Here is a 14,616-nt window from a genome sequence, read left to right on the forward strand (position 1 = left end):
GTGCCGCACGATGCCCAGACGGGGGCCCAGGACGGCGACCACGTCGGGCACACGGTGCCCGCGGGGCTGAAAGTGCTGGTGGTCGAAGACGACGCCGAGGTGCGCGCCGTGGCGCAGCACTTCCTGGCCAGCCTGGGTTGCGTGTTCAGCGTCTGTTCCAGTGCCGAGCAGGCGCTGCAACTGCTGACGCCTGAAGCCGATTTCGACCTGCTGCTCACCGACATTGCATTGGGCGCCGGCATGCGCGGCACCGAGCTCGCCCGCATCGCCCAGCAGCGGCTGCCGCAGCTGGCCATCCTGTTGATGTCGGGCTTCTCTGCCGAACTGCTGGATGCCGACCGCGAGTCCCCGGCGGACTGGGAACTGCTGCCCAAGCCCTACAGCCGCGGCCAGCTGGCGCAGGCGATGGCCCGCGTGCTGTCGGCCTAGGTCGCGCGCAGCCGAGCGGCGCGCCGCAGGCCGACGGCGTCGGGCTGACCCGGCGCAGCGGCCCCCGCTCCGCCGGCCGCCAGCTGCGGCTGTCTGGGTAGAGGTACAGGCGGGCGCCAGGGGCACGAAGAGGTGTGGTGTTTCAAGGCACGCTCACCGCGATTGCGCCGGCGGCCAACAGGTGCTGGAGCGATTCGGCCGGTGCCGGACGGCCGAAGTGATAACCCTGCATCTCGTCGCAGCCGCGCTGGCACAGGTAGTCGCGTTGCTGTGCGGTTTCGACGCCCTCGGCCACCACGCGCAGATGCAGCCGGTGAGCCAGTGCAATCACGGCATCGACCAGGGCCGCGCCGTCGGGTTGCTCGCCGATGCGGCGCGTGAAAGATTGGTCGATCTTCAGCGAGTCGATCGGGAACTGCTGCAGGTAAGCCAGGCTGGAGTAGCCGGTGCCAAAGTCGTCCAGCGACAGCTTGACCCCGAGGGCCTTGATCCGCTTGAGCATGCCGATCGCAGYGYCAGGCTCGGTGATCAGCATGCCCTCGGTGATCTCGATCTCCAGCCACTGCGCGTCGACGTGGTGGCGCTGCAGCGCGCGGGCCACCACCTGGTCCAGGTCACCTGCGGCGAACTGCCGCGCAGCGACGTTGACCGCTATGCGCACCACGGGCTGGCCGGCATCCATCCAGGCGTGGATCTGGCGGCATGCTGCGTCGATGACCCAGGCGCCAATGGCCAGGATCAGGCTGCTCTGCTCGGCCACCGGGATGAACTGGCTCGGTGGTACCAGTCCGATGCCGCTGCGCTGCCAGCGCAACAGGGCCTCGGCGCCGACGACCTCGCCGCTGCTGGCAGCCACCTTGGGCTGGTAGTGCAGCAGCAGCTCATCGCGTTCGATGGCGCGGCTCAGTGCGGCTTCCAGGTCCAGCTTGGTCCGAGCCTCGGCATTCATGTCATCCGTATAGAAGCAGAACTGGTTGCGGCCCAATTCCTTGGCGCGATTCATCGCCGCATCCGCGTCACGCAGCAACTCGACCGCGGTGGGGTTGCCTTCGTCGGGGAACATGCTGATGCCGATGCTGGCCGTCAGGTAGGCATCCTGCCCACACGACAGCGCCATCGGCGCGGCGATGGTCGCCAGCAGRCCGCGCGCGAGCACGGCAACGCTGGTGCTGTCCATGTTGGCTTCGAGGATGACCAGGAACTCATCGCCGCCGAGCCGGCCCAGGAAGTCTTCATGGCGCAGGCGCGCCTGCAGGCGCGCGGCCACACAGACCAGCAATTCGTCGCCGGCCGGGTGCCCCAGGCCGTCGTTGACCGTCTTGAAGCCATCGAGATCGATGACCAGCAGCGCCGCGCGGCTCTCGCGCCTGCGTGAGCGGGCCAGCGCGTCTTCGAGCCGCCTCTGCAGTTGAAMGCGGTTGGGCAGGCGTGTCAGCGGGTCGTTGTGGACCAGCCAGTCGGTCTGGGCCTCGCTGTGCTTGAGGCGACTGATGTCGGTGAACACGCCGACGTAGTGCGTGACTGTCGCGTTGTCGTCGCGCACCGCGCTGATGGTCAGCCAKTCCGGATAGACCTCGCCGCCCTTGCGGCGGTTCCAGATCTCGCCCTGCCAGTGCCCGCTGGCATCGAGCGCGGCCCACATCCGCTGATAGAACTCCGCGTCGTGCCGGCCGGACTTCAGCAGCTTGAGGCTGGCGCCGATGGCCTCTTGCGCGTTGTAGCCGGTGATGGTCGTGAACGAGTGGTTGATCGATTGGATGCGGCCCCGTGAGTCGGTGATGATGACGCCGTCGCGGACGTCCTCGAAGACCGTGGCCCACTGGCGCATGCGCTGCTGCATGTCGTGGCGCTCGGTGATGTCGCTGGAGACGCTGTAGATGCCCAGCGTGCGGCCTTCGTCATCGATCAGCTTGCCCTTGGTGCAGGCGTAGATGCGGTCGCCGTCCGGCATCGTCAGGCACGTCTGGACGCAGACTGGCTTGTCGGCCCGCAGTGCTGCCGCGTCGTCTTTGAGCAGCTGGCGCACCTGCTCGGCTGGGAACAGGCCCGTGGAATCGAAGCCGATCAGTTGCTCCGAGCTGCGCCCCAGCGCCCGGCACAGCGCGCGGTTCACGAACAGGTAGCGGCCCTCGAGATCCTTGGCGAAGATGACGTCGGTCGAACAGTTGGCGATCGCCTCGGCGATCTTCCRGGCCCGCTCCTCGTCCTGGCTCGCCACCGCCATGCGTGCGGCTGCAAGCAGTTCGCGCCGCTTCAGCGCAGCGCAGGTGAAGGCGCCCGCGGCCAGCACGGCCAGCAGGTTCACCAGAGCCAGCGTCGTCGCATCGGCGATGCTGCCGCCCAGCAGCGCATCGCGCGGCGCCTGGATGGCGACATACCAGCCGGAGTTGCGAATCCGGGCCGCCACCGCGGCCTGGGCAACTTCGCCGCGATCCAGGCCGTCCATGAGCGAACCGGCCAGCGACGGATCGCCGGACAAGGCGGTCAGCGCCGCGCGGGAGGAGCTGCGCGGAGGGACGAACGGGGTGTCGGAGCCGTCGATGCGCAAGGCCAGCAGATCCCGTGCGGCGGGGCGGAAGAACAGCGTCTCGGGAGCGTCACTGGCGGAGCCCGGCGTCAGCTGCGGCAGCAGCGTGAGGCGCGGCGCTGTGCGCAGCAGCAAGACGGTCCCGGGCCGGCCGTCCGCGCTGGGCAGTGGCACGAAGAGGTCGAACTGCAGGCTGGCGGGGTCGCCCACCTCGGCCCGGAAGTCGCCGCCAGACACCCGCCCGCCTTGCAGGGCCGAACGCACGCCATGCGACATGGCCGCATCGACATGCCGCGGGGCGCCGTCCGGCGCCAGCAGCAGCCGGGCGTGTTCGTCGAACAGCAATGCGTCGGCGTAGTGCGTGGAAGTCAGCAGCAACAGCAGTTCCTTCCTCATCTCTGCCGCCAATGCCTCATCGGGGCTGCGGCGCCAGCGCAGCAGGCTGGTGCGCAACTGGGGGTCGGTGGCAAGCCGGCGTGCGTCCTCCGTGCGCCGCTCGATCCAGCCCTGGACGATCTCGGCTTTCAGCTCGGCTTCGCGGCGCAACTGCGCAACCTGCTGTTCATGCGACATGTGAGTCGATCTGGCATAGCCCAGCAGGCTTGCCAGCACGATGGCGGCTGACAGCAGGGCGAACACCCAGAGCACGCTGACCGGTCCGCCCTGGCGCGTCGGTCCGGTCGCCTCGCCCTGGGCTTGCCGGCTTGGGGTGATCACATAGATCAGCGCGCTGGTCGCCAGCACGAAGGCGATGCCCTTGCCCTGGCCAACGGCGGACAGCGTGGCGATATCGGGTGCCAGCTTTTCCAGCAGTCCGTCAGACAGCAGGATCCAGGCAAGGCCAAAGGCCGCGTAAGCCGCGGCCATGGTCAGCGGAGCGGTCGGCGCCAGCCGGCGCCACCAGAGGTCGAAGTGCCGGCCGAAGCCCCCGCTGGCGAAGCGAAGAGGTGGTGCGACGGCGTCCTGATGCGGTGAATTCATTTTTTTCTCCCTGGATCGATGCGCGGCCGCCGAGGCCGACGCGCCGCCTAGTGCAGACCGGCAGGAGCGGCCTGCCCACCGATGAAGGCGGCCAGGGCGGGGAAGTCGGGAATGCAGATGTCGCGCCGGCTCTTCTCGTGAAAGGCGATGAGCCGCGCTCGCGCGAGCCTGGACAGCACGCGGCTGACGGTCTCCAGCGTCAGGCCGAGGTAGTTGCCGATCTCGGCGCGCGTCAGGCGCAGGCTGATCTGGTCGGTCCTGAGGCCACGCGCGGCCAGGGAATCGGCCCAGTTGTGCAGAAAGGTCACCACGCGCGCGGCGGCCGGCAGCGCGCACAGGGCCGTCAGCGCCTCGCGTTCGCGCATGATTTCGTCGCTCATGGCCTCGTGCACGGTGGCCATCAGGCGGGGATGGTCGGCGCAGGCCTTCAGCAGTGCGTCGTAGCGCAGCGTCCAGACCTCGGCGGTGTCCATCGCAATGGCTTCGCAGGCGTAGCTGCCCTTGGCGATGGCGCTGAAGCCGAGCCAGTCGCCGCGGAACTTCAGCCCGACGACCTGCTCGTGGCCCTCGGCCGACGGGCTGATCAGCTTGAAGCAGCCGGAGTTCAGCACGTGCAGCTGCTCGAACCGCTCGCCCGGCCGGTACAGCACATCGCCGGCATGGACGATGCGGCGCCTGGGCGCCAGCACGGCCTCCAGCAGCTTCAGCTCGTCAGCGATGCGCTGACCCTTGGACGGTGCGACGTTGGTGTTGATCGCGCCGCTGGCGGCGAAGGTGGTGCTGCAGCGTGCGGTAGTCATCGGGGTATGCGGGGCACTGGCGTGCATGGTGGTCTCCCTTGGGGTGGCATCGAAAAAATCGATGCTAGGCAGGCCCGGGCAATGAAGTGTCAACRGGCCAAATCGTTAGGTAGCGCTGCGTAACACTGCGTGAACCGTCGGTGACGGAGCCGCTCAACACCGAGTCGGACTCCGCCGGCTTGACCTTGGTCAATGGCCGCGCATTCGGCGTCGATACRCTGCCACTCATGTGTTCCGAGGCTCGCCAAGGTGCCGCTGGCGCCACTTCGTCCTACCCCGTCGATGCCGCTGCCTTGCTGCGGCAGGCGAGGGTGCTCTTGAGGCCGCAGGCCTCGGAGATGAAGCCATTGACGGGCAGGCGGCTGGCGCTGATGTCGCCGCACCCGGAGGACGACGAGGCGAGCGAATTCGCGCAGGCGGCGACGGTGCTCGGTGCCCATGTGTCCTTTGTCCAGCCCGGGCTTGACGAGCACAGCAGCCCATGGCGGGTCGATGCAACGGCACGCATGCTGAGCCGTCTCTACGATGCGGTTGAATGTCAGCACCTGCCCGCCGCCCTGACAGGGCGCCTGGCCCGCAGCGCCGACATTCCTGTGTTCGCCGGGCTGGCGACCGCCGGCCATCCCACGGCCGTGCTTGCACAGGCGCTGGACGGCGATGTCGCGTGGGCCGTCAAGCGGCGCAAGATCCTGCAGGCGGCGCTGGTTATCAGCCTGGCTTGAGGAGCTGCGCTTGGCCCGTCGTCATGAGCCGTTGCAGCCCGAGGCTCGGCTGACGAGGACGATCTCCGACGGCTGGGCACCGCCCGGCCTGACGTCAAAACCCATGCGTTTGAGCAGGTTCAGCATCGCCCGGTTCTCGCGCAGCACGTGGCCGACGACGCGCTGCGTGCCGCGCGAGGCGGCGTAGTCGAGCAGGGCCTGCATCAGCAGGCGGCCGAGGCCCCGGCGCTGCAGGTCGCTGCGCACCAGCAGGCCGAACTCCGCCTCGACGTTGTCGGGATCGCGCACGAGACGGGCCACGCCGAGCGTGCGGGGGCCGCCAGCGGCCTGCTCATCGACGATGACGAGCGCCATCTCGCGTTCGTAGTCGATCTGCGTCATCCGGGCGAGGTCGTCATGCGTCAGCGCGTGCGGCGCCTGGAAGAAGCGCATGCGCAGGTCTTCGGGGCTGCAGGCCTGCAGGAACTCGCGGTGCAATGCCTCGTCCTCGGGCCGGATCGGCCGCATCAGCAGCGTGCTGCCTTGGCAGTGCAGAGTTCGCACCAGATCTGCCGGGTAGGGGCGCACGGCGAAGCGTGCCATGCCGGAGGGTGCCGACGCCGACAGGCGCACGCGGGCATCCAGCGCGAGCACGCCGTGCTCGTCGGCCAGCAGCGGGTTGATGTCCAGCTCGGCCATTTCGGGCAGATCGGCCAGCATCTGCCCGACGGCGGTCAGCGCGTCGCACAAGGCGTCGATGTGGGCCGGCGGCCGCCCGCGATAGCCGGCCAGCAGCCGGGCCACCCGGGTGCGGTCGATCAGCTCGCGTGCCAGCGCGCGGTTCAACGGCGGCAGCGCCACGGCGCGGTCGCCCAGCACTTCCACCGCGATGCCGCCCTGGCCGAACAGCAGCACCGGGCCGAAGATCTGATCCACGTGCGCGCCGACGATGAGCTCCTGGGCGCGGGGCCGTTGCACCATGGCCTGCACGCTGAATCCCTCGATGTGGGCTTCCGGACGCGTGGCTTGCAGATGATCGAGCATCTCCTGTGCGGCCAGGCGCACGGCGGCTTCGCCGCGCAGGTCCAGGCGCACGCCACCGGCGTCCGACTTGTGCAGGATGGCCGGGGACACCACCTTCAGCACCACCGGCCCGTCGATGCGCTGGGCGGCCTCGGCGGCGGCCTGTGGCGAGGCTTCGGCACGCAACGTCGGCACGACCGCGATGCCATAGGCAGCCAGCAGTGCCTTGGCATCGATCTCGTCCAGCCATTCACGGCCAGCGCCCAGCGCGGCGTCGATGATGGCGCGCGCCCGTGCCAGGTCCGGCTTGCCGTTCGCGCCGGCGCTTGGCGTTTGGCGTAGTGCCGTCTGGTTGCGCCGGTAGGTCTGCATCAGCGAGAACGCGCGCACGGCCTCCTCGGGCGTCTCGTAGCCCGCGATGCCGGCCTCTTCGAAAGCGCTGCGCGCCGGCGCCACCGTGTCACCGCCCAGCCAGCAGCTCAGCACACGGCCCCGGTGCTCGGCGATCAGTGGGGCGCATGCCCGGGCGATGGCTTCGCTGGAGACGATGGCCGTCGGTGCGTGCACGAACAGCACCGCGCCCGCCTCGGGGGCGTCGAACAGGGCCTTGAGCGTGTCCACGTAGCGCTGCGCGGGCGCGTCGCCAATGATGTCGATCGGGTTGCCGTGCGACCAGTTGGCCGGCAGCACGGCGTTGAGCCGCTTCATCAGCGCCTCGCCCGGGCGCGCCAGCGTCACGCCCAGCGGCGCGGCGGCGTCGGCCACCATCACGCCCGCGCCGCCGCCATTGGTCATGACCATCAGCTCGCGGCTGTGGTTGTCTCGGAAGCGCGCGAGCGTCTGCGCGGCGATGAAGAGATCCTTCAGCGTGTCCACGCGCAGCATGCCGGCGCGGCGGATGGCGGCGTCGAAGACGATGTCCTCGCCCGCCAGCGCGCCCGTGTGTGAGGCGGCGGCCTTCATGCCGGCCGGCGCGCGGCCGGCCTTGACGACGATGACGGGCTTGATGCGGGCCGCGGCACGCGCTGCCGACATGAACTTGCGTGGCGATGTGATGGATTCGATGTAGAGCAGGATGGCGCGCGTATGCCGGTCCGTGGCCAGATGGTCCAGCAGGTCGGCGAAGTCGACGTCGGCGTGCTCGCCCAGCGAGACGAGGTGCGAGAAGCCGATGCGCTCGGCGTTGGCCCAATCCAGCAGGGCCGTCAGCAATGCGCCCGACTGGGACACCAGCGCCAGYTCGCCGGGCAGCGCTTTCGCCTGGGTGAAGCTGGCATTCAGCCCGAGGTGCGGGCTCAGCAGGCCGATGCAGTTGGGCCCCAGCAGGCGCAGCGTGTGCGGCCGGGCGGCGTCCAGCGCCGCCTGCTTCTGCGCTGGTGTGAGGCCCGCCGTCACAACGATGGCGGCCCGCGTGCCGCGCTCACCCAGCTGCCCAACCAGCGGCGCGATGGTGTCCGGTGGCGTGCACAGCACGGCCAGGTCCGGCGTGAACGGCAGCTCGGCGACGCCGGCAAAGCAGGGCTGGCCGTCCAGCCTGTCCAGCCGCGGGTTCACGGCCGCCATCGGGCCCTTGAAGCCGCCGCTCAGCAGGTTGCGCCAGACGGTGGTGCCGACGCGGCCGGGCTTGTCGGAGGCGCCGAAGACGGCCACCGAGTCGGGCGTGAGCAGGCGATCGAGATGGCGCTGGGTCATGAACGCATCCTCGCCACCGCCCGCAGCCCGGCCCTTGCGCTGGATCAAGCCAGCGCGGGATGCTGCGGGGGATCAATGCGACATCAGCACCGGCACGGTCATCGATGCCAGCAGCCTGCGGGAGACACCCCCGAACAGCCGCTCCGCCCAGCGGGCGTGGCCATAGGCACCCATGACGATCAGGTCCGCCCCGGTGTCGGATGCCGCATTCAGCAGAGCGTCGCCGATGGGCAGTGCCGTCACCTCCTCGCGCACGATGGCATCGACGCCCTGCAGCGCCAGCCATTGGCGCTGGCAGGCGAGGCGCGCGGCCGGGGCTTCACCTTCGGCGTCTCGGCGCCAGTGCATCAGCCAGACGTTGTCGGCGCGGCGCAGCAGCGGCAGCGCGTCCGTCATCGCCCGCACCGACTCGCGGCTGCCGTCCCAGGCCAGCAGCACGCGACGCGTGCGCAGGGGTTCGCGATGCGTGTAGGGGATCATCAGGACCGGACGCACGCAGCGCAGCAGCACCTGTTCCAGCGCGGCCGCGTGCTGGCGATGGTCGGGCAGCGACGGGTCGGGTTGGCTCATGATGAGCAGGTCCGTGCATTGCGAATGCCGTGCCAGCGATTGCGCCGCGGGCGTCTGGTCGGCGAGCGCCTCGAATGAGGGCAGCCCGGCAGCGCCGCAGCGTTGGTGGAAGTTTTGCGCGAGGGCCTGGGCCTGTGCGAGCAGGGTCGCGCAGGCGCCACTGACGTAGTCGTCCATCGCGGCGGCAGCCTGCAGCGCCTGCAGCTCGACCGTGGCGCTGGGCGCCAGGCCGATCAGGTGGGCTTCGAACTCCCTGGCCAGCGCGATGGCAATGCTGACGCGCGTCGGGTTGGCCGGGGTCGCGTCCAGGGCAACCAGCAGGCTGCGATAGCTCATGGGATTCGTCTCCTTGGGAAGGCAAAAGTCAGGCAAAGCTCAGCACGGCCCGGCCATCGATGCGCCCCGTGCGCAGGTCGTCGAAGATGCGGTTGATATCGTCCAGCCGGTGCGTGGTGGTGCTGGCGTGTACGAGGCCCTCCGCGGCGAACTGCAATGCTTCGTTCAGATCCTGGCGCGTGCCGACGATGGAGCCGCGCACGGTCTTGGCATTGAGGACGACGTCGAAGATGGGCAGCGCGAAGTCGCCGGGCGGCAGGCCGACCATGGACATGGTGCCGCGCTTGCGCAGCATGCCCAGCGCCTGGCTGAAGGACTGGCGCGAGACGGCGGTCACGAGGGCGCCGTGCACACCGCCCAGTTCGCGCTGCAGTGCGGCGGCCGGGTCCTCCTCGGCGGCGTTGATGCACAGCTCGGCGCCCAGCCGCTGGGCCAGTTGCAGCTTGGCCGAGTCGATGTCCACGGCTGCGACGTGAAAGCCCATCGCGCGTGCGTACTGGACGGCCAGGTGCCCGAGACCGCCGATGCCGACGACGGCCACCCATTGCCCCGGCCGGGCGTCCAGTACTTTCAGGCCCTTGTAGACCGTCACGCCGGCGCACAGGATGGGCGCGAGGGATTCGAAGGACAGGCCGTCGGGCAGATGGCCCACATAGGACGGATCGGCCAGCACGTATTCGGCGAAGCTGCCGTTGACCGTGTAGCCAGTCATCTGCTGGTGATCGCACAGCGTCTCCCACCCCGTCAGGCAATGCTCGCAATGCCCGCAGGCAGTGTGCAGCCAGGGCACGCCCACGCGATCGCCTTCGCGGATGCCGCGCACACCCGCGCCGACGGCGGCGACATGGCCGACGCCCTCGTGGCCCGGAATGAAGGGCAGCGGTGGTTTGATCGGCCAGTCGCCGTCGGCGGCATGCAGGTCGGTATGGCAGACGCCGCAGGCGGCCACCTTCACGAGGACCTGCCCGGCGGGGACTTCGGGGATGGCCACTTCCTCCAGGCTGAGGGGCTCGCGGTAAGCGCGGACGACCGCAGCTTTCATCATGGGCATGGCAACTCCTTGGACGGGACGGCGTCGAGGTATTCGGGTACCGAGGCCGGCCAGCCCAGGCCTTCCTCGATAGCCTGGCGCAGCGCGTCGGCGGCCTGGGGCTCGCCGTGGGTCACGTAGACGTGGCTGGGCGGGTGCGGCAGCGTTTGCAGCCAGGCCAGCAGCTGGGGTTGGTCGGCGTGCGAGGACATGCCGTCGATGGCGGCCACCTCGGCGCGCACGGGCACCCACTGGCCGTGCATGCGGATGCGGTCGGCGCCGGCCAGCAGGGTGGCGCCGCGCGTGCCGGCGGCCTGATGGCCGACGAAGACGATGCTGTTCCTGGGATCTGGCGCCAGTGCTTCCAGGTGGTGCAGCACGCGGCCGCCGGTGGCCATGCCGCTGGCGGCGACGATGACGCTCGGATAGGTGGGACGGTTCAGCGCACGAGATTCCTCCTCCGTGCGGACGTAGCGCACCTTGTCGACGAGGTCGCGGCGCTCAGGCTCGGTCAGCCTGTGTTCATCAGCATGGACCTGCACCAGGCGCGTGACCTGCGTGGCCATGGGGCTGTTGAGGTAGATGGGCAGGTCGGCGATGCGCCCGGCGGCTTTCAGGCGCAGCAAGGTGTGCAGGATGGCCTGGGCCCGGCCGACGGCGAAGGCCGGGATCAGCGTCGTGCCGCCGCGGGCGGCGGTGCGCGAGATGACGTCGCAGAGCTGGTCCGCGCTGGGCGTTTGAGAGTGCCGCCGGTCGCCGTAGGTGGACTCGATGACGACGATGTCGGCCGCGGGTGCCGCGGCCGGCGGCAGCATGACCGTGTCGTCGCTGCGCCCGAGATCGCCCGAGAAGGTGATCGAGCCCGAGCCAGTTTCAAGGTGGATGCTGGCGGCGCCAATGATGTGGCCGGCATGGCTGAATGTCGCCGTCAGGCCCGGGACGGGTTCAAAGGCCTGGCCAAAGGCATGACGGCGTACCTGCTTGAGGCTGTGCAGGGCCTGGGCCTCGGTGTACAGCGGCAGCGCCGGTGAATGCTTGCTGAAGCCGTGCCGGTTGGCGTAGTGGGCGTCCTCCTCCTGCAGCCGGCCCGAATCCGGCAACAGCACTGACAGCAGGTCGCTGGTGCCAGGCGTCGCGTGGATGGAGCCGCGAAAGCCCTCCGCCACCAGGCGGGGCAGGAAGCCGCTGTGATCGATATGGGCATGCGTCATCACCACGGCATCGATGGACGCTGCCGGCACCGGGAAGGGAGCCCAATTGCGCAGGCGCAACTGCTTCAGGCCCTGGAACAGGCCGCAGTCGACGAGCAATCGCCGGCCGGCGAATTCGACGAGGTAGCGGGAACCGGTCACGGTGCCTGTTGCGCCGAAGAAGCGCAGTCGAAGCTCGTCCGTGCTCATGGCCGGTATCCCGGCAGCCGGTACACCGGGCCGTGGCCCACAAGCAGGCGGAGTGCGGGTTCCACCGATCCGACATTGATGACCATGGGGGCCTCCTGACCTGTTGAAGTCAGGTCCAGCGTAGGCCGGCGCACTGCCGGTGGCCTTGCGCTGGATCAAGCCGCGCGTGAACGGCCCTAGCTGGGCGTGGACGGGCGCTCGACGCCCCAGCGCCGGTACAGCTCGATGGCCGAGCCGGTGCGCAACCACTGTTCGAAGGCCTGGTCGTAGCGTTGCGACAGGGCCTCACCGCCGGCGCTGCGTGCAAAGGCCATGTGCCCGTGCAGCACGTCCAGCGGTGGCGAGCAGCGCGCGACGGCGTCAGCCAGGCTCAGGCGTTGCAGCACTGGCTGGCAGTTGCGGTCGTTCGCCGCGAACAGCTCGATGCGCCGCTTCATCAGCATCTGCAACCCGGCGTCGACGCTCTGCACCCAGGTCAACTGGTTCATGCCCGTCTTCATGCGCTCGAAGCGGCTGCCGTAGGCCCAGCCGCGCACAGCGGCCACGGGGGCCTGGGCCAGCTCGCCGAACTCACCCGTCCAGCGCGCCTCCTCGCCGCGGCGGGCGTACCAGACCATCGCGTCCGAGTAGAAGGAGCGCACGCTGAACAGCATGCGGGCCTCGCGTTCCGGCGTGCGGTAGGGGCCGATGAGGATGTCCGCCTCGCCCTGCTCCAGCATCAGCTGCGCGCGCGGCCAGGGCAGCCATTCGCAGCGTACGTTCTCGCCAAACAGCATGCCCAGCAGGTCCACCGCCAGGCCCTTGGGCGCCTGGCCCTCGGCGCCCTCGAAGATGCGCGCGAACTGCGAGCCCACCGCGCGCAGCGGTGTCGCGTGGGCCGGCCGCGCCAGCCCCAGCCCCGCCATCCAGCCCAACCCCGCCTTGCACCACACGCGCCGTGTCGTCATGGCTCATCCCTCCGTTGGAGACGCCGTTGATGATGCGCGCCGCGGAGGGTGAGATCAAGGAATGTCGATGTCGTGCAGCGCAAAGCCGCCACCCTGGCGGCGGTCTTCGAAAAAGCAACGCAGCGTCTCGCGTGTCGTCTTGAAGGCGATCTCGCCCCAGGGGATCTCTTCTTCGCTGAAGAGCCTGGCCTCCAGCGACTCCGGCCCCGGGTTGAACTCGGGCGAAAGCAGCCGGGCGCGGTAGAAAAGGTGGACCTGGCCCACCCGCACGACGTTGAGCACCGTGTACAGCGGCCCCATCTCGATGTCGGCGCCGGCTTCCTCCTGGGTCTCGCGCAGGGCGCCCTCGGTGGTGGTCTCGTTCAGCTCCATGAAGCCGGCCGGCAGCGTCCACAAGCCATGCCGCGGCTCGATGGCGCGCCGGCACAGCAACACGCGGCCGTCCTCCCAGACCGGCAGCGTGCCAACCACGTTCAGCGGGTTCTGGTAGTGGATGGCGCCACAGCCCGGGCAGACCGCGCGTTCGCGGTTGTCRTCGKCGGGGATGCGGTATTCCACGGCGGTGCCGCAGTTCGGGCAGTGTCTGAGCGGGCTGGGAAAGGGCATGCGGCCCAGTTTATGGCGAGCAGAATGACAGCCATGAAGCTCTACAACTACTTCCGCTCTTCCGCCTCGTGGCGCGTGCGCATCGGCCTGGCGATCAAGGGCCTGGACTACGACTACGCGGCCATCCACCTCGCAAAGAACGAGCAGTTCGCTGGCAGCTTCGCTGAGCAGCAGGTCTCCCACCTGGTGCCGGCGCTGGTGCTGGACGACGGCCCCTGGTTGAGCCAGTCCATGGCCATCCTGGAGTATCTGGAAGAGACCCATCCCGAGCCGCCCTTGCTGCCCAAGGGTGCCGTCGCGCGGGCCCAGGTGAGGGCGCTGGCCCAGGACATCGGTTGCGACATCCACCCGATCAACAACCTGCGCGTGCTGCGCTACTTGAAGAACGACCTCGGTCAGGAGCAGGCGATCGTCGACCGCTGGTACCGCCATTGGGTGGCGACGGGCCTGAGCATCGTCGAGCAGCGCCTGGCGGCCACGGCGGGGGAATACTGCTTTGGCGACACGCCGGGCCTTGCTGATTGCATGCTCGTGCCCCAGGTCTACAACGCCCAGCGCTTCGAATGCCCGCTGGACGACTTCCCGACCGTCATGCGCGTGAACGCCGCCTGCCTGGCCCTGCCGGCCTTTGCCAATACGCATCCCAGCGTCTGTCCCGATGCAGCCTGATCCGAACTGGCTGCGCCCGGATTGGCCGGGCGTGACGGCCTTCATGACCACTCGCGGTCCCAACTTCGGACGCAAGGCGGGCGACCCCGAACTGGCCAAGGCCAACCGCATCGGACTCGCCGAGGTGCTCGGCGCGCGGCCGGTCTTTCTCGATCAGGTCCATGGCGCGGACGTCGTGCGCCTGCGTGCCGGCTGGCACGATGACAACGCGCCCAAGGCTGATGCAGCCGTGTCGACCGACCCCGAGCTGGCCGTGGCCATCCTGGTCGCCGACTGCCTGCCGGTGCTGTTCTCGGCGCCGGGCGGTGTGGCCGGCGCGCACGCGGGCTGGCGCGGCCTGGCGGCTGGCGTGCTGGAGAACACGGTGGCCGAGCTTTGCGACGCCGCGAACTGCGAGCCGCATGAAGTGAAAGCCTGGCTGGGCGCCTGCATCGGCCCCGCGGCCTTCGAGGTGGGCCCAGAGGTCGTCGCCGCCTTTGGGCGTGAGCCCATCGAGTGCGACCAGCCCGGCTTCGTCTACCGGCCCAACCCCGAGCCTCGCTGGCGCGCTGATCTGCCCCTGTTGGCTCGCGAAAGATTGATCTCGGTCAATATCACCCAAATCAGCGGCGGCACCTGGTGCACCCTGACCGATGATTCACTTTTCTTCTCGTTCCGGGGCGAGGCTCTCGGCCGGCCCCGCGGCCGGATGGCCGCCTGCATCTCCTTGCGCGGCTAGCTCGGCAGCACGCCGCCGACGCTTGCGGCCGGGCGTGCCGAGGATGTAGAGCAGCAGGCCCAGTGGAAGGACGCCGTAGAGCATCAGCGTGACGAAGGCACCGAACAGCGAGCCCTGAGGGCTGATCGCTTCTGCTGCCGCCATCATCAGCGCGACGTAGGCCCACGCGATGGCAACGAGGTACATG

13 protein-coding genes are annotated in these 14,616 nt (G+C 69.4%); 4 read left to right on the forward strand and 9 right to left on the reverse strand.

Features of this window, described 5'->3' with window-relative positions; translation table 11 throughout:
- Positions 1-429 (forward strand): response regulator (locus tag ACXJKR_RS10175; protein ID WP_457322744.1); only part of this gene is annotated, 429 nt, incomplete at its 5' end.
- A gap of 142 nt (positions 430-571) precedes the next feature.
- Here ACXJKR_RS10175 and ACXJKR_RS10180 read toward each other — a convergent pair.
- Complete coding sequence (locus ACXJKR_RS10180; RefSeq protein ID WP_457322745.1) at positions 572-3,937, reverse strand: putative bifunctional diguanylate cyclase/phosphodiesterase; 3,366 nt, start codon at positions 3,935-3,937, stop codon at positions 572-574.
- 47 nt (positions 3,938-3,984) lie between these two features.
- Positions 3,985-4,737, reverse strand: coding sequence for a Crp/Fnr family transcriptional regulator (locus ACXJKR_RS10185; RefSeq protein WP_457322746.1), 753 nt, complete (start codon positions 4,735-4,737; stop codon positions 3,985-3,987).
- Positions 4,738-4,964: 227 nt separating this feature from the next.
- Between ACXJKR_RS10185 and ACXJKR_RS10190 the strand changes: the two genes are divergently transcribed.
- The gene (locus ACXJKR_RS10190; protein WP_457322753.1) at positions 4,965-5,459 is read left to right on the forward strand and encodes an ornithine carbamoyltransferase; all 495 of its coding nucleotides are present in this window, start codon (positions 4,965-4,967) and stop codon (positions 5,457-5,459) included.
- A gap of 21 nt (positions 5,460-5,480) precedes the next feature.
- Here the strand turns inward: ACXJKR_RS10190 and ACXJKR_RS10195 are convergent, their stop codons facing one another.
- The 6 genes from ACXJKR_RS10195 to ACXJKR_RS10220 all read right to left on the reverse strand — a co-directional run bounded on the left by ACXJKR_RS10195 (position 5,481) and on the right by ACXJKR_RS10220 (position 13,042).
- Entirely contained in the window at positions 5,481-8,153 is a 2,673-nt protein-coding gene (locus tag ACXJKR_RS10195; protein WP_457322747.1) for a bifunctional acetate--CoA ligase family protein/GNAT family N-acetyltransferase, read from the reverse strand.
- A 72-nt stretch (positions 8,154-8,225) separates the two neighbouring features.
- The gene (locus tag ACXJKR_RS10200) at positions 8,226-9,059 is read right to left on the reverse strand and encodes a universal stress protein (RefSeq protein ID WP_056198429.1); all 834 of its coding nucleotides are present in this window, start codon (positions 9,057-9,059) and stop codon (positions 8,226-8,228) included.
- A gap of 28 nt (positions 9,060-9,087) precedes the next feature.
- Positions 9,088-10,101 carry an alcohol dehydrogenase AdhP gene (adhP, locus tag ACXJKR_RS10205; protein WP_457322754.1) on the reverse strand — a complete coding sequence of 338 codons (1,014 nt, stop codon included), beginning with the start codon at positions 10,099-10,101 and terminating at the stop codon, positions 9,088-9,090.
- Entirely contained in the window at positions 10,101-11,489 is a 1,389-nt protein-coding gene (locus tag ACXJKR_RS10210; RefSeq protein ID WP_457322748.1) for an MBL fold metallo-hydrolase RNA specificity domain-containing protein, read from the reverse strand. The genes adhP and ACXJKR_RS10210 overlap by 1 nt, the downstream gene beginning before the upstream one ends.
- A gap of 176 nt (positions 11,490-11,665) precedes the next feature.
- Positions 11,666-12,436 (reverse strand): substrate-binding periplasmic protein, encoded by a 771-nt coding sequence (locus ACXJKR_RS10215; RefSeq protein WP_457322749.1) that lies wholly within the window; start codon positions 12,434-12,436, stop codon positions 11,666-11,668.
- Positions 12,437-12,490: 54 nt separating this feature from the next.
- Positions 12,491-13,042, reverse strand: a complete 552-nt coding sequence (locus tag ACXJKR_RS10220; protein ID WP_457322750.1) for an NUDIX hydrolase — start codon at positions 13,040-13,042, stop codon at positions 12,491-12,493.
- 33 nt (positions 13,043-13,075) lie between these two features.
- Between ACXJKR_RS10220 and maiA the strand changes: the two genes are divergently transcribed.
- Positions 13,076-13,711, forward strand: coding sequence for a maleylacetoacetate isomerase (gene maiA / locus ACXJKR_RS10225; RefSeq protein ID WP_056198415.1), 636 nt, complete (start codon positions 13,076-13,078; stop codon positions 13,709-13,711).
- 43 nt (positions 13,712-13,754) lie between these two features.
- The gene (locus ACXJKR_RS10230) at positions 13,755-14,429 is read left to right on the forward strand and encodes a polyphenol oxidase family protein (RefSeq protein WP_457322751.1); all 675 of its coding nucleotides are present in this window, start codon (positions 13,755-13,757) and stop codon (positions 14,427-14,429) included.
- Here the strand turns inward: ACXJKR_RS10230 and ACXJKR_RS10235 are convergent.
- The coding region (locus ACXJKR_RS10235; RefSeq protein ID WP_457322752.1) for a hypothetical protein at positions 14,349-14,616 on the reverse strand (268 nt) is incomplete at its 5' end. The two genes, ACXJKR_RS10230 and ACXJKR_RS10235, sit on opposite strands and share 81 nt — an antisense overlap.

The organism is Roseateles sp. P5_E11 (assembly GCF_054049355.1).

Bases quoted from the DNA above. Each gene is read 5' to 3' on its own strand.
- ACXJKR_RS10230 (WP_457322751.1), top strand. From the start codon at position 13,755: ATGACCACTCGCGGTCCCAACTTCGGACGCAAGGCGGGCGACCCCGAA.
- ACXJKR_RS10190 (WP_457322753.1), top strand. From the start codon at position 4,965: ATGTGTTCCGAGGCTCGCCAAGGTGCCGCTGGCGCCACTTCGTCCTAC.
- maiA (WP_056198415.1), top strand. From the start codon at position 13,076: ATGAAGCTCTACAACTACTTCCGCTCTTCCGCCTCGTGGCGCGTGCGC.
- adhP (WP_457322754.1), bottom strand. From the start codon at position 10,101: ATGAAAGCTGCGGTCGTCCGCGCTTACCGCGAGCCCCTCAGCCTGGAG.
- ACXJKR_RS10215 (WP_457322749.1), bottom strand. From the start codon at position 12,436: ATGACGACACGGCGCGTGTGGTGCAAGGCGGGGTTGGGCTGGATGGCG.
- ACXJKR_RS10185 (WP_457322746.1), bottom strand. From the start codon at position 4,737: ATGACTACCGCACGCTGCAGCACCACCTTCGCCGCCAGCGGCGCGATC.
- ACXJKR_RS10210 (WP_457322748.1), bottom strand. From the start codon at position 11,489: ATGAGCACGGACGAGCTTCGACTGCGCTTCTTCGGCGCAACAGGCACC.
- ACXJKR_RS10200 (WP_056198429.1), bottom strand. From the start codon at position 9,059: ATGAGCTATCGCAGCCTGCTGGTTGCCCTGGACGCGACCCCGGCCAAC.